The sequence below is a fragment of the Phocaeicola sp. RTP21359st1_B8_RTP21360_211022 genome, from assembly GCF_040911965.1.
In the GTDB taxonomy this organism is placed as follows: Bacteria; Bacteroidota; Bacteroidia; order Bacteroidales; family Bacteroidaceae; genus Phocaeicola; species Phocaeicola vulgatus.
Map to the genome: position 1 here is coordinate 42,504 of NZ_JBDFXP010000014.1, position 20,266 is coordinate 62,769.

A 20,266-nucleotide genomic window follows, 5' to 3' on the forward strand; every position below is an offset into this window, starting at 1 on the left:
TTAAACGGAATTCGGAAACCATCCGAATCCCATTCTTTCGTTTTTGTCGCTTCGCTCCACGCTTTGGCGCTTTGCGCTTACGCCACCTCGCGTATCGCCTTATACGCTGCCACGCTTTGCGCCCGAACGATTTTACCGCGGAAGGCCAGACGCGAGCCGATACTCGCACCCGTATACGAAGCATCGTAATTCGCATACGCACTCGACACACCGCCATACGCGTTCGCATAGTTGCACCCGCGAAAGACCAAACGGACTGTAGAGAGGCTTATCCAGTACTTATCGGAATAGTAGGTAGAAGATGATCCGTTCAGATTACCTACCGGAACCATGTCCATATACTTGCCATGCGCCACGCCTGTTATCCATTGGTCGCTGGACGTTTTGCCCTGCACCCACCGCACCGTGCCGTCCGGCATCCAGATGCGCCATTTCCCTTGGTTGCCGCTGTCGTTCGGCAGATCCACGCCGTCCATCATGTCATACTTGTTGCCGTAGATGTCCTCGTAGCCCAGGCAGCAGATATTGTTCACCTGCACCACGGTCGCCTGTCCGTATTCGTCCCGGCTCTTATACCAGGCATACTGATGCACCAGGCCGTCAATCAGCGAATTCGTGATTTTGTTGTTGATGACATACGCTTCATCATAGCCGATGGTGTCTGTCATACCATGCTCGGCAGTGCCTCCCGTTATTCTATTGTAGTTATGCTGTCCGGCACCGCACTGTTCCTGCATGTCCCTTCGTCCGTAACGGGCATAGCTCAGGTTCGCGATGCGGCTGTGCATCAGAGCATCTATCTGCTGCATGCCACGCTGCTGGCTGTAATAGTGAAAGTCTGTCCACGTCATACTGCCGGCTGTGGTGTTTCCTGTAATGCAAGCACGCAGCTTGCTTCCCACCACCGAGCTGCCCACTACGGCACACAGATGTTCCTCATTGGCCACCCAATCCGGTTCCATGTCCTCTATCTTGTCGCTGTTGCTCAGCACCACGCAGTCAAACTCTGCCGTGTTCAGAATGGAGAAATGCAGAGCCGTCGCACGCTCCGGAACGTCTGCTATCAGATACATGCCAGCTTCAAATTTCAAGCCGATGGTCGGCACCACGATGCTCTTCAGGATGTTTCCTGCATCATCCACAAACACACTGCCGATAAGCCCCGTGCCGGGAACGCTCGGGAAGCGCACGCGCTTGTAGCCGGCTACGTCCACCTTACATACCGAATAGGCCTTGTCCGTCGTATAGGATTCCTTCAGCGTGGGCTTTCCGCTCATGATCTTGCGTTCACCCAGCCAGCCGCCCTGCGTTTCCTTGATGGCATCCAGCGTCAGTACTGTTGCTTCCGGGACAGGGGGCATTTCGTCCTCCGGGTAGCTGCTGTAGCAGGCGTACTTCTTGTTGTTCAGATAATCGTTGATACCCTTGCTCCAGTAGAACGGCTCATACATCATCCAGTCTCCCTCGCTGCCGTCCAGCTTCGCCACCGTGCAGTCGTTCATATCCTCCGCATCGGCATAGAAGTTCGAGCTTTCGTCATGCAGGGGGAAGTAGGTCATCTCCCCGTCCAGGTTGTTCACTTCCACCTGCTGCCCGGCTATCTCAACTTTCCGGCTCGTGGGCATCCTGGTCACCTTGGCCAGTACGCGGTGGCGCTTGGACAGGATGGCATTCACATGCCCGCTCATTTTGTACGTATTGCCGAATTTGTACCCCGTCTTGTTGTCCAGGTTCGAAACATTGGCATCGTCGGCCACACTGTCGTCAAACTCAATCATCGTATAGGGCGGCTGCTTGATGGTCAGTTCCGGATAACGGGCGGCATACTTCTCCAGTTCCTCATCGGCCAGATACTTCGTCAGGGTCAGCTTACCGCGAAGGCCCGAATGCCGGTCATCCACCGCACCCGTCTGCGTGTACGTCCCGTAATCGAAATACTTCTTCAGCAGGGTTCCGTCGTCTTCCCGGTCTATCTCCAGCACAAAGCGCTCCAGCTTGCCGCTGCCGTTCAGTCTGGCCTGATGCAGGCGTTCCAGCATAGCGAACCCGTCGATGCCGGGGCAGTTGGTATAGCGGTAGCCGCGTACGTTGTTGATGCCTTCCAGCACCAGCCCGCTGTCCTGCAGCTTGGTCAGATATTCCAGAAACAGTTCCTCAATCGTGTCCGGCAGGCATAACTGCACAACGGGCGCACCGGTGGCCAGTTTCACCCGGGTCAGCCCCGTACCTCTTACGTCCAGTTTCTTCAGACGCCCCTGCCGGCTCAAATCCAGGGTGGCCACGTTTCCGTTGTCCCCGTTCCGGGCCAGCAGGTTATTGCGCATGTTCACTTCTTCCAGGAGCAGCATCCCGTTCGTCGAGGCCATGAACGAGCCGTTCCGGTACCCGCTGGCTTTCTCCACGCTCATATCCAGTTTTACCAGTGAGGTCAGCAGACCAAAGTTGAAGCCGATGGCGAACGCATCCTCATGCCATACCAGTTCCTTTATTTTGGCTGCGCCCACTATCTTCAGCGGGTCGTTCTCGCCGAAGGCACGGATCAGCTGCAGGGAATGGAGCACGTCCGCATCCACCACACCGCTGTCAGCCTGTACGCCGTTACTGGTAGATAACTGCACACGGTACGGGATGGTCAGCCGGTACTGCATCGGTTTCAGCTTATAAGCCTTGTCCAGCGATGCCGTACTCTGGTAGAACTGGGCACCCAGCGTAGATACATAGCCGTACTCCACCTGCTTCAGGTCGTACCGGCGCTGGATGAAGTAGTTCCGGTGCGCTTTCAACGAACCCTTCAGACCGTAGATCTGCGGATAGGTCTGTTTCGCGCCGTCCGCACCCACCGGCATTTCGTTCAGGAACGGGTAGATGTATTTGAAGATACCGGACTTGTTGTACAGGCGCGAGCACCACTTCTTCATCTGTTCGGTGTCAAAATGGTCAACGGCTTTCTGAATGGAAAAAGCACTCATAAAGCTCGTACCGCCGTTCACGCCCCTGGTCATCACTTCCTCCAGCAGATTGCCCATATTGCCCAGTATCAGGTTCCACAGCCAGCTGTTGTGCCCCTGCATCACATAGGCACCGTCACGCTTCGTCTGCCGGTTGTCGTCATACTTCCCGGTCAGGAACGACTTGTTGTCCGAACCCAGCTGGCAGTCCCCGTCGTAATAGGTTATCCACCACATCACACCGTCCCACGTCCGCACCAGCATGTTTTTAGCCAGCTGGTCCACGCCCAGGTTGAACTGTACATACAGGTAGTAGGCAGCCAGGTTGGGCAGGTTGAAATACTTCCCGGCTTCCTTCCTGAAGGTCGGGCTCACCCATTTCGCGGTCGGGAACCTGTTGCCGTCATCCTCATAGTCCACCCCGTCAAACGTGTGCGACTCCCTGTTATAGGCCAGATTCTTGCCGGCAGGCGTTTCCTTCACGCATCTGTACAGGAAGCCCATCATGCGGTCCAGGGCCTTGTACATCTTGTCATATTTGTCACCGGTGCCCAAGTGTTCCTTGATGTTCGGTTCTTCTTCGGCATCGCCACCGCCGTCGTTCCAGAACACGTCTTTCGGGTGGTTGAACTCGAAACCGCCGTCAAAGTTGAAATCCATGAAGTCCGTATGGTCGGGCTCCGTGGACGGCAGCCATCGGAACAGGCACAGGTCGTTCGAGTTGTTCAGCGTCTCGATGCAGATGGGCAGGTATTCCTTCGGCCGGTCGCCGTTTGCCTGCAGGTAGTTCAGGGTGTCACCGGTTCCCCACTGCTCGCCGCCGATAGTCTTGTCCTGGCCGAATATCGGGTAGCTGTCGCTCTTCTCGTTGTTCATGTTGTACTGGCCGTAATAGGTCAGATCCTCATCCACGCTCCTGGCCACAAACAGGTCACAGGGCAAGCCGTCAATGGCCGAGCGTATATCCTGCCCGCACGTATCGCTATGGTCGGCTGCATATTGCTGGGCAGGGGTCAGGATACCCATCTCCTTCATGCCGTCGTTGATGAACTTCGCACCGCCCGTGTTGGTCGTCATGGAGGAGTCGGAAAAGTCACACTTCGCACAGGCGAGTTTTGCCCCCACCGAGTTGTCCCGCAGTCGGAACAGGTTCTTCTTACCCTCCGTAGCTGTCGGGTTGCTCTGCTGCCCGTTACCGTCTATCTCGCCGTAGCTCATCCGTGCCGTGTAGCCACTGGCTGTCTTCTGGAAATAGAAGCGCAGGTTCTTGCGGGCATAGTTCACCGAACTGGTACCCTGGATACGCAGATAAATGTCACGGGCTATCCAGTCCAGCGCCCGGTTCTCACCGTTGTAGAATCTAACTTCCCGGCACAGCTTGTTGGCCTTCTTGTTGTTCAGCTGGGCCAGCGCGTCCATCACGTTCAGCGTGTCGCTCTCGCTTGGCACCTCACTGCCCACGCTGCCCGTGCCTATCAGTACCAGGATCGAGTTCCGCCGCTTCTTCATCAGTCCCATCAGCTTCTCCATGCTCACCGTGTCCCCCTCATTCAGCACGCGGTTGTCCTCATCCAGTGAGCGCACGCCCGGTTCCCCGTCGGCATCCTCCAGATGGTTGCGGTCCACGATGTAGTTGTTAAGCACCTCGTCCGAGGTCAGCGCCTTGTTATAGATGCGCACGCTCTTCACGTTCAGGTCAGCCCCCTCCGATTTAAACTCCAGCTGGCTCCGGATGTCGAAGTTCACCTTGTCCAGCCACTTCGAGGCGGCACTTTCCTCACCGTTCACATAGAAGCCGATCAACGTGCGCTGTTCGTTCGTCTGCACGTTCGGGTAGAACACGTAGGTAATGCGGATGTTCGTGCCCGGCTGGAACTTCGTACCCACCGAGTCCTCATAGCGCAGCACCTGTCCGGCATCCATCGCCTCGGTCACCACACCGGTCAGGAACTTGGCCTCTTCCGGAGTCACAATCAGCCCGTACCGGTTGCCGTTGTCCAGCTGTCCCAGGCAGGTAATCAGTTCCGCGTTCGTGTCCGTCACGTTGGCCGTGCTGTATTCTATCTCCAGCGTCATGCCCACATCACGGATGGCAAATCCCTCCGGCTTGTCCGCTTCGTTGAAGGGGCGGTACCCGCCATCGGCAGTCAGGGTCATGCCTGCACCGCCGGCCAGCAACAGTCGGTCCTTGTGCCAGCCGCTTCCTGCACCGTATTCGTTCACGCTCCACAGCACGTCCCGAAACTCCATCCGCTTGTCACCGCTCACCCAGCTTGCCGGGTTGTTTTCCGTGTTGCTTCGGCCGAAAGCATTAAACGTACACACCGCATCCGGTGCCAACGTGGCTTCAATGTCGGGGTGCGATGCGGTGTTCACCTTCACCTCAAGCACGGCATCACCGCACGACACGCGGTAGTCCAGCGGTTCCACATTTACGTTGGTCCGCCCGTAGCTGCCGGTCTCACCACGCTGCAGCAGGTCTTCCTTCACCACACTGCCCTGATTGGTCACTTTCACGCGGGCCGTGTACGCATCGCAGTCATAGCCGGCATACGAAAAGCTCCATGCCGTGAACTGCTCTGCCTCCAGCACCGGGCGTTTCCATTCTCGCTGGAACCCTGCCGCGCGGTGGCTGAACATCATGCCGGCATAGGCCGTCACACCGCCGCCTGCCTTCAGCAGCGTAATGTAATGCACCTGGCTCACCACACCGGAGTTCTCATGCTGTGCGTAGGCTTCCACCACGTTCGTACCTTCCTGCATCTGCGTCAGGGGGATGGTCACGTTCTTCTGCTGCACCCCGCTGCCGGCAGAAAGACCGAGGGTAAAAGCCTGTCCGCCGTTCACGCGGTAGTAGATGTTCTTCTCGCCACTCGTTCCCTTAGCTGTAAATGGGATGTTCACGTCGTTCCGGTATCCCCCGTCAGCCAGTCCGTTCCCAACCGAATAAGTGGTACTTAGTTCCATAGCCACCATCGTCACCCTGGCGGTAGCGGTTTTCATCAGCGTACCGCCATCATAACCGGCCTGCGCCGCCACCTGCACGGTGTAGGTCGTGGCATCCTTCAGGTAAGGCGACGCGTCAAAAGTATAGCTCTGACCGGCCGTAACGCCGACAAACTCCGCATCCTGGAATTCCGAAAGGACCGTGGAGCCACGTTTTACGACCACCTTGGCCTTCAGGTCGCTGTAGCCACTCACCTCGCCGCCACCGGCCGTGCCCACGCCAACGGCATATCTCACCACGAAACCGGTACCCAACGACAAATACTGGGAAGCGGGCAAGGAGGAACCCGAAGCATCGGTCAGGTCTATATTCACCACCACCTTGTCGTCGTCGCTATACTTGGAAAAGCGCACCTCCCTGTCGCTTTCCCCGCCTTCGCCATCCTTCTGCGTGACTGTCATCACGTACTGAGTGCCGTCCTCGCTGTCCGTCACGTCGATATTCGTCACGGTGCCCACCAGCGAGGCGAACACCGCGCCACTCGTGGGGGCTTTCGTCTCACCGGCGGCCAGCTCCTCCGTAGGGGTGGCTTTGTCATCAATACTTTTGATATAGTTCTCCACCAACCGGCCGCTCACAGGAAGATTACCCGTGGATTCGTCACCGGACCAATCGGTCTTCTGCATATCCAGACCGTCCTCGTCATACACTTTTTTCGCCATATCGTTATTCTTTAAAAGTTATTTCATCCGTTTCCAGCCATCCGTTCGGCTCCAGGGTTTGTCACCGCGCCAAAAGCCCGCGCCGAAACAGCTCCGGATGGCTTGCCAAACCAGCCTGGCCCCTATATAGACCGTCGCCACCACCCGTTCGCCTACACGGATGGCCGTCACCTCTTTGTTTCCAACACTTATCATACCTATTCCTCCTCGTAAATCAGGTAAATGGTCTTGCCGTCCTTTTCCGGGAGACTTTCAAACTCCTCCTCACTCATCTCCTTATGTTTGTAGCCTTGGGCTATCGCATCCTCGGCCTTCTTCGCGGCCGCCTCCGCCTTTGCCGCCGATTCGCCCGCCGTCTGAATGGCCTTCTTTGTCTCCCGGGTGGCCGCTTCCATTTCCGGGGCCAGTTCCTCCACCCTTTCGGCAGCCGCGATGGCTCTTGCCGCCGCGTCATCGGCCGGCTTGCTCAGTAAGGTGATCGGGACGTTCACCAGCTTGTCACCTTTCTGTCCCGGCAGGGATTTGACCCCGCTCAACGAACCCACGGTTTCCAAAGACTCTACACTCTTCGATTCCGCCTTGACCGCCTCCAAAACCTGGGCGATATCCGATTCTGTCAGTGCCATATCAAACCCCTCCCTCTATAAGTTCATAAACCTGACCGTAACCGCCGGCAGTCAGGCACTCCCCGCACACCTCCTTGATGAGCGTGCCCTCCTCGGTGGTTATCTCCAGAATTCCGCCGCCTTGGATAATACGCTGGCACAGGACGTAAGCCCTGAACTTCTCATCACGGCCTACCGGTTTGTCTTTTCCATAATTGAACAGGGCTTCCGCCACGGCGGTGGCGATGTTGTCGCCACCAAGCTCGTTCCCGTCAAATCCCCTGAATCTACTGTTTAAGTCAACTTTCATATCTCTTGGTTTTAAATGTTTATTCTTTGTTATATCCTACGATGATACCTCCCCTCACGATAAGGCGTATCTTGTCAAGGTCGGGGTTTTCCGACATGCCACCACCCCAGTTCACTCCCTCGTTATACACGTATGTACCGTCGGAATTACGGCTCTGGATGTACCGGAACCCTTTCGACGCGCAAACATCACTTGTCAATCCGTTACCGGTATCCCTTACATCTACCGGACCCACAAAGAACCCGGCATAGGCCATACTGCCGGCCGGGTAGGTTAAGGAGCCTGTCGATGCGTATATAGCGGCCCCACCGGATGTCGCCCCGACTGATTTTACGCCAAACCGACCACTGGTAGCGCCATTGAAGGCCACGTCCACGATCCCCTCCGTCGAGGAACTCGAGACTCCCAGTTTCAAACTCCGGGAATCGTTTCCGAAATAATCGCGGCTCTTCCAATACAAACGGCCGGAATCGATGGTAAAGCCGCCGATCTTACCGCCGCTCGCCTTGACTGTACCGCTGATGTTCGCGTTCCGGGTCTCGATACTCCCATCCGTGAGGACCTTGAAATAGCCGTTAGCCGTAACAAGCCCCTCCAGTTTGATTTGGTCGGCTTTAATGGTGACACCGGAAACAAGATCGCCGAACTCATCCTTGGTGACATAGACGTTCAGTTCCGCCTTCTTCACGAGTCCGTTGCTTGTAACCCCCTCGGCGAACAGCTTGGAAAAATTGGCGGTAGTCACCAATCCGGATTTATTCCGCAATTCCCCGTTCTCATCAAAATACACGGAAATCAGCCTGTTGTATTTGGCCGTCGTGATGATGGAGGATGCCTCCAGCACATTGCCGTCCTTATCGAAATTCGCCGCCGCGATTCGGATCATCTTCTCCGACTGGTCGAAGAACGTGGCATACTTGTACGCCAGGGCATCCGTCCGGTCTGTCGAGAATACCAACAAGGACACTTGGATGACACCCGTGAACGACAGCTTGAAGTCGCCAGTCCCGTTCCAAAGCCCGGAATGGTTGAACACCTTTTCCCCGCCGACCGGCAAATCGCCGTCATAAACGAACATGTTGAAGTTCTCGAACCCTGTCTTATCCCCGTTCACAAACTCGACACGAAGATGACCGGCCTCGACCACCTTGTAATGGAAGGACAGATATACGTAGCCCGGAATAAAAAGCCCCTCCCCGTTCACCTCCCTGAAATCGGGGATCGTGCGGAAATCCCCGTTCTTCTGCATGATATAACTGTTCGTTATCCTGACGTAAGGAACCTTGCCGGTCTTTACGACCTCCACGTTGCCGTTCTCACTCGATGCTAACAGTTTATTACCGGCAAGAATCCACTTGCCGCCGAAAGTCAGGAACGCGGCCTTGTACCCGCTTATCCATTTACTCATCCCCTCGGTAAACGTGGTGTTATCGAAAAAGCTCTGCTCCTCCCTCACCTCGTCGCGCAGACCCTCCACGGCTGATTGTATCTTACCCTCCGTGATCTCAAACCTCGTCAGGATATCCTCGCCGGTCATGAGGACGAACGTACCTTTCAAATATACGTTGTCGCCATAGAGACCGTTCCCGTGTGGTTGGCTATTCGCCGGGAAAGCGCTGTCCTTGATACCGTCAAGATTACCCACCCGGCAGCGCAAACAGCCGTTGAAGTTTTTCGCCATCACGCCATCCAGTATGTCAACACGTGGCTGGCCGTCCTCGGTGGCCGATATGCTGATCAGGTTCTGCCGGAGCGGGTTTTCCGTGTTACCCATCAACACGCACTCATCACCCGCCTTCGGTTCCGTCCCGCCAAACTCCCTCTGGGGTACCGTTATCCCTCCCGTGTCGCTTTCCGACACTTCCACCCAGTAACCCCGAATCTCCGCTCCCGTAAAAACGGCACAGCGCATCAGGTCGTGCGCCACGAACGTGTTCTCCTGCTCAAAGGTGATACGGTAATTGTTGCCCTCCCTGGTCACGGTCTTGATCTTGCCGTTGGCTGCGGATACAACCAGCTGCCCTCCCACGCTGCGAACCTTTTCGATCAACAGTTCCATGGCTACCAGTGTCTGACGGATGGTCGCCTTATCTATCGTAAGGTTACTGAGTCCCGTTATTTTATCTATCCATATCTGCCAGCCCTCACCGAACATGCCGTCCACGAAACGGGTGCTCCGGAGCAGTTCACGGATAACCGCCGTCAGAAACTCGGCGTTCCCGTCGCTGTCAACATTGCCTCCGGATTCACCGGCTTTGTAATCCCCAAAATAAGCCCCTTTCAGAAAACCGATCACCTCGGCAGCGGTATCCCGATGGCGTTTACTCAGGAATTCCCTTTGGCTTCTTTTTGCCGAGTAAAGATTGTTGTCGGTCGGCAGCGTATTATCGAAGCTCCGGATAATATCGGGAAGGGCCGCGCTACCGACCTTATCCTTCGTATAACTTTTCAGTTCCACGATGCTGTCGTTCACCCTGTCAAACTTGGACACCTGCAGGGCGTCACTGATCTCCAGGTCCATCTCCCCGGGAAGGTTTACCTTACGGGTGATCTTCGTAATGCGGCTCCTGCGGTAGCCGTCCTTGGGGAAATACTCGGCACTCTCCAAGCGCACACGCCGGCCGACAAACAAATCGACTCCCTGCTCCTCGATCCATACGTGATCGGTCGGAGCCTTGTAAGAGGCGATGTCCAGCCAATATTCCTTGTTATAGTCATCGACGGCTTTCCGGAATTCCTCCTCTGCCAGACGGTAATATTCATCCGGCATCCGGACGTTCCAAAGGATATAGGTATCCCCTGCCTTCGGAACGAGCTTGCCGCCCGGAAGCTGCGTGTCGTCGCCATAAGGCCAGATCGTGATGATCTCGAACTCACGGGTGGCGCTGTCGAAGTTCACCTCGAAATAATGGTCGTCCCCCTCCCCCAGCCCGGAAAGGTCGCCGCTCTGGAAGGAAACGCGTTTCGTCTCACCGGCCAGCTCGTAATCGTTAGGATCGAAATCCAGCCCTCCGTCCTTGAAGTAATAGACGGTAAAGGTCTTCCCTTCCTCGTCCTTTACCTCCTCACTGCGCACACTGCTTACCGTGCCCACTCGCCGGGGATAGATACCGCTGAAGGCGGCCTGCTCGTAATGGTCATAGATACCGTACTCGTCCACGCCCACCTCCACGTACTTCTTTTTTCCGGGGAGCATCAGACGGGGGCTGCCGTATTTCTCCGCGTCGATGTTCCGGCTGCTCCCGATCGGGAAAAGGCGCGTATAGAACTTCTCCGTATTGCTCGTATCCCGCTCCAGGGAGATCAGCCCCTTGCCGTATCCCAACGTGATCTCCTCGCCGTGCTCGCAACGGCACACGTTCACCGTCTGCCCCTCGACCCACCATTCGGCCTTGCCTCCCACCTTGCCGGCGATCTCCTTCAGAGCCTGGTCGCAGTACATGCCCTCATAGTCGATCACGATAAGATCGGTACCGTCCACCTGCCCCACCTTCCAGTCGGTAATGTTACCCATGCCGTCATTGATGGCCTTCACCACCATCGCCACATGGTCACGGGGCGTGGCGGTCAGCGTGAACAGGGGGTTGGTGTCACCGTCGGTGGTCTCCAGCACCAAGAAACGTTTGATAAGGCTCTCGATGCCGTACAGCTTCAGGTTATACTCCCATTCACCCTCGCTCACCTGCTTCGGCGTGTAGCGTTCCGTCAGCCAGTACCGTTCACCCAGATAGTCCGTGTAGTCGTTCACGTCCAGGGGCACGAAGGCATAATAGCTGAACGACAGGGAAAGCACATTCTCTCCCTGCACTTCCTTGCTTTGCGTCGAGCTGTCGTTCACAGCCACGCCCGCACGCTTGGTTCCGGCTTTGTCATATATCGTTAGAAGCATATTCCAATAGCGTTTGAATGGTTATATAATCGGGTTCGGTTCCCGGAACTTTACCTTAAATTTGCTGGCATGCACGCCTTCCGTCCACAGGTAGGTCAGCGGGGTAAACTTCGTGCAGTCGGCATACTTCACACGCAGTGTCAGATCAAGTTGGGGAAAACGGATGTCCAGCCAGCCGTCCTTCCCTTGTTTCAGAAAATTCACAAAGGCAAAGTACTGTTTCATCCAGCCTGCCTTGGTCTTACTGTAAAGGGCAAAGTGCAGCGTCACGTCCCGCGCTTCATTCCGTGGGGTGAGCACGGCGCTGTATTTCTCCCCGTGCTCTTCCCGGATGGACACGGCGGTATCCTTCTTGGCCTTGCTCGGGGTCAGGATGGCCGTCAGGTTCTCCATGCCCCCGCGCCGGTCTTCCACCAGGAACACGCCGTATTCCGTCCAGATGTCCGTGCCGTTCACCAGCACCAGTCCGCTCAGTATATTGCCCATATCACTTCACTTTTAGTCCGTCACGTATCATTTTCTTTATCACTTCCTTCAGTTCGCCCAGGTGTCCGGCACTCACACCGGTGTTCTCGGCTATCCGGGCCAGGTGACCTTCGGCCGTGTCCATCTTCTCCGACACGCTTTCCAGCTGGTCGTCCATGCTGCTCCAGTGCTGCAGCCCGCCGGTGAACATGCCCTCCAGCTTCGTACCCTGATCCTGCGTCATGGCCGTAAAGCCGCCCGCTTTCGCACTTTGGCTCGTACCACCCTGCTGCGTCTTGTCATAACCGGTGGCTGCCGCCAGGTTGTCACGCAGGGCAAGGGCTTCATCCATATACTGCATGTACTCTTCCATCAGCGCGTTCCGTTCCGCCTCGGTCAGTTCGTTGTCCTCCATGGCCTTGCCGAACTTCTCCCACCAGCCTTTCAGTTTGTCGCTGTACATCTCACCGATCTTGTTGCTCAGCATCGCCCGCATGAAGTACTCGGATATATCCTCCGCCGCATCCTTGGCACCGTACTTCATGTTCATCAGGTTGTCGATGAAGCTGCTGTACATTCCGTCGAATGAAATACCGGTCAGACCTTCATACAGCTGGTCGGTCAGTTCCTCCAGCTTGCCGGCCTGGTCTATGTAGTCATCCAGTTTTTCGGTCAGTCGCCCGCCGTAACCGCCCTTGCCGGTATTCTGGATTTGCGTCCACATGTCCACATTGCTGCGCAGCGCCTTCATCTCCTCCGGGCTCAGGCTCCACAGGTTCCCGTCCCACCGGCGGCCGATCTGTCCGCTCAGTTTGTCTATCTGTGCCTGGCTGAAACCGCCCCAGTAGTAGTTCCACGAGTGGTGGCTTTTGCTGTAGCGTGCCTGTTCCTGCGCTATCTGCAGATAGTTTGCATTCGTCTCTTTCTGGTATTTGTAAGCATCCCGGTAAGCTTCCACCGATTTAGTCCCCTTGCTTGCCTTGATGGTATCGGTCAGGTCCTCAATGGAGGTCTGCAGTTTCTCGTTCCGGTCTGTAAGGCGGTCTATAGCCGCCTGCACTTCCCTGGCGTTTCCGCCGATGCCGAACAGTTTGTTGAAACCTCCGAAAGACACCGTGTTCAGCAGTCCCCCGATACCTTTCACAAGGGAACCGCCTATCTGTTTGAACAGGTCTCCGCTGAGGATATTGTCGAGTATTCCGGTTATCGCATTGAAAATGGTGTCTATCAATGATGAGATAATCGGGCCGATACCGTCTTTCAGCAAATCCAGTATGGAGAGGATGGCCGATATGATCTGCCCGATGACTCCGGCACTTGACAGGGTCTCGGACATCTGACTGATGGCATCACCGACCTTGCCTCCGATATTCAGTTTTGAAAGACCGGTAAGCATGTTCCGGATTCCCTCAAATGATCCCTGCAAGGTTCCGCTCGCAAAGCCGTGCAACCCGTCGGATACCATGTTCAACCCGTCAACCGTGTCCCGGGAGGCACTTTTCACCTCCCCGGCAAGCGCCTTCATTTCAGAGGTGGCGTTCAGGTATTCCTCGTCAGCTGAAACACTGGACGATTGAGCCGTTTGAAGAGCGATTTGGGTACGTTCTATTTCTGCCTGGTTACCGCTTTCAAGAGCCTTGTTGTAATCGGTCTGCGCTGCTTTCAACCGGGCGAATGCCGCTTCCTGCTGCAGTTCCGCATTTTGCACGCGTGTTACGGCATCCCCCAAAGCGTGCATCTGCGTTTGCAGCCGGGCAAAATCCAATGTCCCGTTGCCACCGGGGAGCATGCTTTGAATACGTTCAATGGCATCGTAAACGACCTGCTGGTCTGCGGCTCCCGTTTTTTTGAACTCATCCGTCTTGACATACTGTTTAAGTTCGCCAAGCAGGTTCTTCATCTGGTCTGCAAGCAGACCGGTCAAATCCCCAAACGCTGCTCCCCAGTCTATCTTCTGGGTAAGGGCTTCCATGTCCACTTTGTGCACAGCCGCATCACGCTGCTTCTCCAAAGTCAGCCTTTCTCCCTGGGACTGTGCCTTGCGGATTTTCTCGGCATATTCTTCAGCGATGGCCAGTTTCTGCTGCTGGAAGGTACCGTATTCCTTCAGATAGTCACGCATGGCTTCCGCCTCTTCCCTGTACACGTCCGTCTCCGCTTTTTTCCGGGACTCGGTGTTTGAGGCACGGGCTTTTTCAAGTGCATCCTGTTGCTCCCGGGTAAGTCCGTTATCTCCGGTGGAAAGACCGGCTTCCTTGTTCTCACGCTTCCAGTCGGCTTCCTGCCGGTTAATTTCTTCTTTTCTCGCGTTATAGTCATATTCGATTTGCGCCAGTTTCTTCTCGGTACCGGCTTGCATGCGGTCTATCTCTTCCTTCCGGTTCTCGGCCTGCAGGGCGGCAAGATCCTTCGCCAGCCTGCGCTCTGTGGCAAGCCGTTGCTTGGCTTCCGCTTCCGGATTCTTTCCGGGCTGTTTGGGGTCGATATGCCCGCCGATGCCTGACTTCTGTTCCAGTTTCAAGCGTTCCTTGGTTAAATTCTCCGCTGCTAATATATATCCGTTATATTCTGATTTAAGCCGCTCTATTTCTTCCTTTTTTTTCCAACGTCCGTTATTATTCTGTTTATATGATTGATCCGAAGAAAAGAAACGGTCAACCTTTCCTCCATATCCCCACCAAGTATCAAATTCACTCTCATCCTTCGCTTCTGCCTCGGCTATTTTTTCATCAACCTCTGACGCTTTTTTTACTAAATTCTGTACTTTCGCTTGGAGGAAGAGGGATTGCACATAATCCTCACTCTTTTGTATGATGGTATCATACCATTCGGAAAGTGTTTTATAATACCCGAAAGATTCCCCGTACTTGCGGTTCAGTTCCTCTACCTTCGCCTTTTCCTGTTCCTTGCTGCCGGTGAAGTTCTTTATTTCATCGATGACCGATTTCAGTTCGAAGCGGGTACGCACCATCTGGGCACGGCCGTCCTTCTCTATCTCGGTCATTTCCTTGAGGGATATGTTGTATTCATCCACGCCTTTTTTGGCACTGAACAGGTTTTTCGTCCAATCCCAGATTTCATCACCGTACATTACCAGCAGCATGATGCCGGTGGTCATGGCCGTCTGCCAGGAAAAGAGCGAGGACAGGACCTGTTTCCATACCGGTGTGCCTTTCTTGCCTGACTTCTGCAGCTCATCATATTCCTTACGGGCACGGGCCAGTTCGTCCGTAAAAATCGGCAGGTTGTTGGATATGGCCAGAAAGAACATCTGCGGTCCCATGGCCAAGGAAGGCATTTCACGGGCCATCTGCTGGATGCTGTTATGAAGCCCGTTGAACTGGCGCTGTGCATTAGGTATATCTGCAGGAGTGACCTGTACAGATTCCGATTCATTTTGCAACATTTTCAACTGGGCGTGCAGTTCCTCAAGCTGCTTCTCCAGCGCATGTATTTGCGCAATATTGGCACTTTGGTCCAGATTGGGGGCAGCCGTCTCCCCGGCAAGGCGCAGCCTTTCCAGTTCAGCCTCCAGCAGCCTGACGGTATTACGCAGTTCCAGCGCCTCACGTTCGGCCTTGTTCATGCCGGGCGTGAGTTTGTCCTTCATCAAAAATTCAACTTCTACAGGTTTGCTCATTCCAGTTTGCTTTGAAAAAATCCTACTATATCGTTCGCTTCATCCTCGGCGCTGTGTTCCGGTCTGGGAGCACCGTTTCCGCCCGAAGTACCCGACTTCTTGCGCTTGTAGCGGGGCGCGTCGCTCAGCATCATGATCAGCGTCTGGTAATTCACCCCATCAAGGATGTAATCCACGCTCCAGCCGGTCGCCGATGCAATCTGCCACACGAAGCCGAAAGGGCTATGGGAACCTTCATACCGGGTTCTTAACTCCCCTTCCTTGCCTGGCTCAGTCTCGGAGTCATCGGGTTCGCCCGCGCTGTCGAGCTGATAATACGCATAAAATCCTTCGTGCCCATCAGACGCTCGAATGTTCGGAACATGGCCGTCAGATAACGCCACTCCACAAAGTTCCGCAGTACCCACGCTGTCACCCCGATGCCCACGTGCCGCGACACGTATCCCCGGCATACCGTATAGGCCAGCAGGCGGCTCACAGCCTTACCATGCTCCGCCACAAAGGCCAGTTCCTCGGTCTTGTCCTTCGGTTGCCAATCGGGTTTGACACCCGTCTTCAGGTATTCCCGCGCCAGCAGAATCTGACCCCGCAGCCTCGGACGCTTCATCGTCACACGCACCTCCACCGGGCGTTTCAGCCACGGAAGCTTCCACCTTTTAAGAGGTACGGACACGCCGCTGTCAAGCAGCGCGTCCGCACACTCCATCTCTATCAGTTGTTCCAAACGGTCAGCCATACGTTAGCCCTCCTCACTTTGGAGCGATGCTGCAGCCGCGGCTTCCGCCGGCGGCAGCTTGTACTGCCCCCACTCGTCCGGTATTGCTTCCGTATCGAACACGCCGTAAGGCTGCGAACCGTCCTCCGGCATCGCCACTTCGAGCGTAACCTCTATCTTGGAGGTTTCTGTAAGGGTCAGCTTGCCTGCAGGATTGGAAAGCAGCGTGGCGTTGGGAATCAGTACGCTCTGTCCGGACACGAGGGAGAGTTCCCATGGTCCCTGCATGACAAGCACCTCCGACGGGGCTGTCCAGCCGATCGGAGTTTTCTTTTCCGAGTCTTCTTTCTTATAATGCAGGCTGCCGCCAAGCAGTTTGTGCAGGTTCGAATAGTTCATCTGGATAACGTTAAATGTCGGGGCGATGCCGCCGTTACTCTGTGGGATGACCAGCACCGGGGCACCCTGCACCTGTTCGGCCTCGATCTTCGCGGCCTCGGGTTTCTTGCCGCCCAGGTCAAACGAGTTCTTTTCAATATACCCGATTGTGAAATCCTTATACTTTACGGCTCCTATGCCGTACATAAAATTCTTGTTCATCTTTTTTTCAGTTTCATTGTTAATAACATACCGACAAGCAAGCCGGCAACCATTCCCCAAGTAAACACCCGCACCGGGTTCGGAGGACGTTTTTCCTCCGTTTGAACGTCATTTGAAATTTCGTTCTTGGTCTCGCTACGGATACGCGCCAGCTCTTCTTCATACCATAGCACCAGCTGCTGCAGACTGTCACACGAGGCTTCGGCCACGATGTTCCCGCTGTCGTCGCTGCCTACGGTCAGATTCGCCTGTCCACTCTTCCCGCGATACACCGCCCCTTCAGGAAGTTTACGGAGGCTGTCCGCCGGTATAGTCAGCTTCACCGAACTCGCCGGTACCCCCGCCATCACCAGTCCCGCCCGTCGACTTCCGCTCGCGCTGTCGGCGCTTGCCGTTTCCGTCCGGACTTCCCGGTTCATGCTCTTTCGGTGACTCGCGCAACCTGTCAAGCACAGGGCAATCGTCACGATGAGGACAGTTCCCGGCTGTATCAATAGCTTTTCTAAGACGGGCCATCTCACGTGTATTGCGGGCCAGTTCTTTCTTTGTTTCACAAAATTCATCTTTCAGAGGTTTTACAATATTCTCCATCAAAATGCGGGTGGCATGTTCGGCGTTATCTATGCGCATAGCCTCTGCACCGGCCTCGGCCTTCATCGCTTCCGCTTTCGCTTTTCTCACAGTAGCCCGCAAGGAGCCAATGGTCGCCACCGTACCAACCAGGCCGCCGCCAAGGATAATGTTCATAAATTCGCTCAAGTCCATACCACCCGGTTTTATTATTGATTAATACCTATTTCTTTCAACCATTCCTGCACATCGAAACTCGGACAGGCTTTCGCTGCCAGTTCGTTGTGTCCTACAATGCGTACATCAGGAAATTTCCGGTGAAAATCCTTCACATACTTCTCCAGTGCCTTTTTCTGACAGCCAGTGCGGGTGTCTTTCGGGGTCTTACCGTCTTTTTCCACGCCTCCGGCATACACGATGTGACGGCTCACACTGTTATATCCCTTGGCTCCGTTGGTCACTTCCCAAGGGTCCACCTGTGCATCCTCATTGTTTTCTACCAGACGTTCCACGCCTCCGTTCAGGTGGAACAGGTCGGTATAGCCAACCTGCTTCCATCCTCTTCCTCCCTGGGCAACCGGAGATGTATGCCATTTGCGAATGTCCGCAGATGAAACCTCACGTCCCTCCGGAGTTGCCGTACAGTGTATTACCAGATATTTCAACTTTGCCATAATCATCATGCTTGATAGCCGCTCATCATTACCACTCCGGCATCCTCTTTCTTGGGCATGCAGATGAAGTAATGGCGGAAGTTAATCAGGTTACGCTGGTTCAACGGGTCGTTCTTTGACTCGGAATAATACATCTTGGTAGAGCCTGTTGCCTTGAAAACCCGCTGTTTGTAGAAGGCAAACGAACACGGGAATTCACCGGCTTCTGCCGTTGCACCCAATGCCTTTTTCACTCCGGCTGTAGTATAAAGCGGATTGTTGCCGTACTCATAGATTTCAAAGCCATACAGGTTGCCTACCTTGCCGCTGTTGCGGTCAATGTTGTACTGCTCGCGGAATGCCTGGCTGGTCAGCAGCAGGTCATTCACATGGTCGGGGCAAAGCACCAGTCTGCGGCCGTCTGACGGCACGCGCAGGTTGTCAAGGGCACGCTTCATTTCCACAAGGTCATTCACGGTAAGGCGCAGACGGTTTGTGGCCGGATCTTTCTCGCCGGTAGTCTTAAGCACCGGGGTCGTTGCCGTATTCTTGTTCGCGCAAAGGGCATGGGCCGCCTTGGTGAACTTCGCATCATTGATACTGTTGGCATGACCTTCCTTTACACGGGCGGTCTTGTCATAGCTGATGGCATAAAGTTCGTCATCCGTAATCGGCGTGGCCTTGGTCTGGAATTTGTCAAGCTTGATGGCGATGTCCTTGTCTTCCAAAGCCTGTACGTCAATCGGGTAGGTCTTGTTGTTAATCAAGACGTCCGGATCCACCCCTACCTCTACCAGATGAATCACATCGTTGTTCACGATACTGCTTTGGTCGGGAATTCCTGACAGCCACGTGCCTTCCAGCCCGGCACGGAGTACCTTGACAAGCTCGCCCGTCCAGATTTCCGTATAAACCCCTTCACGGAGTATTGAAGCGCTCTGCGGAGCCATGCCCATGAAGGCTGCCACCGCATTCATTCCCACAGCTCCGGCTGCAGGAGAGAATCCCAGCACGGAAGCACACACGGCACCTGTCAGCGTATTGAACAGGAGTGCCGTCAAAAGCATTACAATTTTTCCCATTGTCTTCATTTTAAAGGTTTTCAAATTTCACAGGTCATTCCATATTCGGCCTTGTACAGACGCTTGTACTCCTCCGGGTTCTGCTCACGCATTTCAAGCAGTGCGTCACTCGGGACATCGCTCAGCTTGGCATAGGTGGACGGCTGTGCCTGCTGCTTGCCACCCTGGTAACTCAGCACGGTGGAGATCTTCACCTGGGGTTGCATGGCATCAAGCACATTCTTCAGCTCGTCGGATCCAACCTTCTTGCCCAGTTCGATAAACTGTGCCTTCTTGTCTTCCCCCAGTCGTTTCTCCGCTACGGCCTTTTCCACAAGACCGGTAATGCGGGCCAGGGTCAGCTTCCCGTTTTCATCTTTCAGAGAGTCATTCTCAGCCTTGGCCGCTTTCAGGTCATTCAATGCCCGGGTTACATCAGCCTCCGTCGCCGTTTCCGGCAGCCCCAATTGAAGGGCCAAAAGTTTCAGTTCCATTTCTTCTTCTGTTTTTTGATTATTGATTGATGGCAAGGGACATTCCCCGTCCCTTCCCAAAGTGATTTGTTTACCGTCTTTCATCAATATGATGGCATCATCGTTAGAACCAACGTCCACCAGAGAGACCTCGTACAGTTTACTCTTGGTCACGGTCGGACAAGTCTGTCCCGGCAGTAGATGTTCGGGCTGTTCGCTCAGTTCCAGGATATCTATGCCGGCACTTACCATTCTCAGGCTGCCGAACTCAAATTGTTTCTTACACCTCTTACTGAGGTCGGTCGCCTCGTCAAACACGGGTTCACCGGTCACCTCGCCGTCTTCCACCCGGATATCCTTCACATAACCGATCACGCTACCGCGCTGGTGCATGTACAGCAGTACCGGATTCCGGCAGTACTGCTCCACACTCATGCCCGATGTCAGCACGCGGCTTCCGTAACTGTTCAGGCTGTCATTTGAAATTCTTACACGTTTACTCATTTTTCCATGCCACGCCTTTGTGCGTTGGCTCTGCAATATTACGGAGCACTCGCAGGGCCGCCAAAAATGTGTGCAACGGTTGCACACTTCTATGAAACCGTTACACATTATTTTGGCGGCAAACCGATAAGCGGACAACTTTGCGAACAAATCGGGCAGGTGTA

15 protein-coding genes are annotated in these 20,266 nt (G+C 54.9%); all 15 read right to left on the reverse strand.

Annotated elements, in window-relative coordinates; genetic code table 11:
* Positions 1 to 77: 77 nt before the first annotated feature.
* Genes AB5062_RS09115 through AB5062_RS09185 form a run of 15 tightly spaced genes read right to left on the reverse strand, consistent with a single transcriptional unit; the run spans position 78 to position 20,102 of the window.
* Positions 78 to 6,617, reverse strand: coding sequence for a hypothetical protein (locus tag AB5062_RS09115; protein ID WP_368331262.1), 6,540 nt, complete (start codon positions 6,615 to 6,617; stop codon positions 78 to 80).
* Positions 6,618 to 6,635: 18 nt separating this feature from the next.
* Positions 6,636 to 6,812, reverse strand: a complete 177-nt coding sequence (locus AB5062_RS09120; protein ID WP_008778316.1) for a hypothetical protein — start codon at positions 6,810 to 6,812, stop codon at positions 6,636 to 6,638.
* Positions 6,813 to 6,814: 2 nt separating this feature from the next.
* Positions 6,815 to 7,243 (reverse strand): hypothetical protein, encoded by a 429-nt coding sequence (locus AB5062_RS09125; RefSeq protein ID WP_195642092.1) that lies wholly within the window; start codon positions 7,241 to 7,243, stop codon positions 6,815 to 6,817.
* 1 nt (position 7,244) lies between these two features.
* Entirely contained in the window at positions 7,245 to 7,532 is a 288-nt protein-coding gene (locus AB5062_RS09130) for a hypothetical protein (RefSeq protein WP_195642091.1), read from the reverse strand.
* A 19-nt stretch (positions 7,533 to 7,551) separates the two neighbouring features.
* Complete coding sequence (locus tag AB5062_RS09135) at positions 7,552 to 11,421, reverse strand: hypothetical protein (RefSeq protein WP_195642090.1); 3,870 nt, start codon at positions 11,419 to 11,421, stop codon at positions 7,552 to 7,554.
* A gap of 21 nt (positions 11,422 to 11,442) precedes the next feature.
* Complete coding sequence (locus tag AB5062_RS09140) at positions 11,443 to 11,907, reverse strand: hypothetical protein (RefSeq protein WP_195309740.1); 465 nt, start codon at positions 11,905 to 11,907, stop codon at positions 11,443 to 11,445.
* A gap of 1 nt (position 11,908) precedes the next feature.
* Entirely contained in the window at positions 11,909 to 15,526 is a 3,618-nt protein-coding gene (locus AB5062_RS09145; RefSeq protein ID WP_195642089.1) for a viral A-type inclusion protein, read from the reverse strand.
* Positions 15,523 to 15,735: a hypothetical protein gene (locus tag AB5062_RS09150; protein ID WP_195587693.1), complete on the reverse strand. Its 213-nt coding sequence runs from the start codon at positions 15,733 to 15,735 to the stop codon at positions 15,523 to 15,525. The genes AB5062_RS09145 and AB5062_RS09150 overlap by 4 nt, the downstream gene beginning before the upstream one ends.
* 38 nt (positions 15,736 to 15,773) lie before the next feature.
* Positions 15,774 to 16,262 carry a hypothetical protein gene (locus AB5062_RS09155; protein ID WP_005798252.1) on the reverse strand — a complete coding sequence of 163 codons (489 nt, stop codon included), beginning with the start codon at positions 16,260 to 16,262 and terminating at the stop codon, positions 15,774 to 15,776.
* Positions 16,263 to 16,265: 3 nt separating this feature from the next.
* Positions 16,266 to 16,841, reverse strand: coding sequence for a hypothetical protein (locus tag AB5062_RS09160; protein ID WP_005798256.1), 576 nt, complete (start codon positions 16,839 to 16,841; stop codon positions 16,266 to 16,268).
* Positions 16,838 to 17,164 carry a hypothetical protein gene (locus AB5062_RS09165; RefSeq protein ID WP_227194001.1) on the reverse strand — a complete coding sequence of 109 codons (327 nt, stop codon included), beginning with the start codon at positions 17,162 to 17,164 and terminating at the stop codon, positions 16,838 to 16,840. Before AB5062_RS09165 ends, AB5062_RS09160 begins: the two co-directional genes overlap by 4 nt.
* A complete protein-coding gene (locus AB5062_RS09170) occupies positions 17,130 to 17,606 on the reverse strand; it encodes a hypothetical protein (protein ID WP_008778308.1) in 477 nt (158 codons plus the stop codon). Before AB5062_RS09170 ends, AB5062_RS09165 begins: the two co-directional genes overlap by 35 nt.
* A 14-nt stretch (positions 17,607 to 17,620) precedes the next feature.
* A complete protein-coding gene (locus tag AB5062_RS09175; protein ID WP_008778307.1) occupies positions 17,621 to 18,085 on the reverse strand; it encodes an N-acetylmuramoyl-L-alanine amidase in 465 nt (154 codons plus the stop codon).
* 5 nt (positions 18,086 to 18,090) lie between these two features.
* Positions 18,091 to 19,131 (reverse strand): hypothetical protein, encoded by a 1,041-nt coding sequence (locus AB5062_RS09180; protein WP_171030726.1) that lies wholly within the window; start codon positions 19,129 to 19,131, stop codon positions 18,091 to 18,093.
* A 35-nt stretch (positions 19,132 to 19,166) separates the two neighbouring features.
* Positions 19,167 to 20,102 (reverse strand): peptidase, encoded by a 936-nt coding sequence (locus tag AB5062_RS09185; RefSeq protein ID WP_032934379.1) that lies wholly within the window; start codon positions 20,100 to 20,102, stop codon positions 19,167 to 19,169.
* Positions 20,103 to 20,266 lie beyond the last annotated feature (164 nt).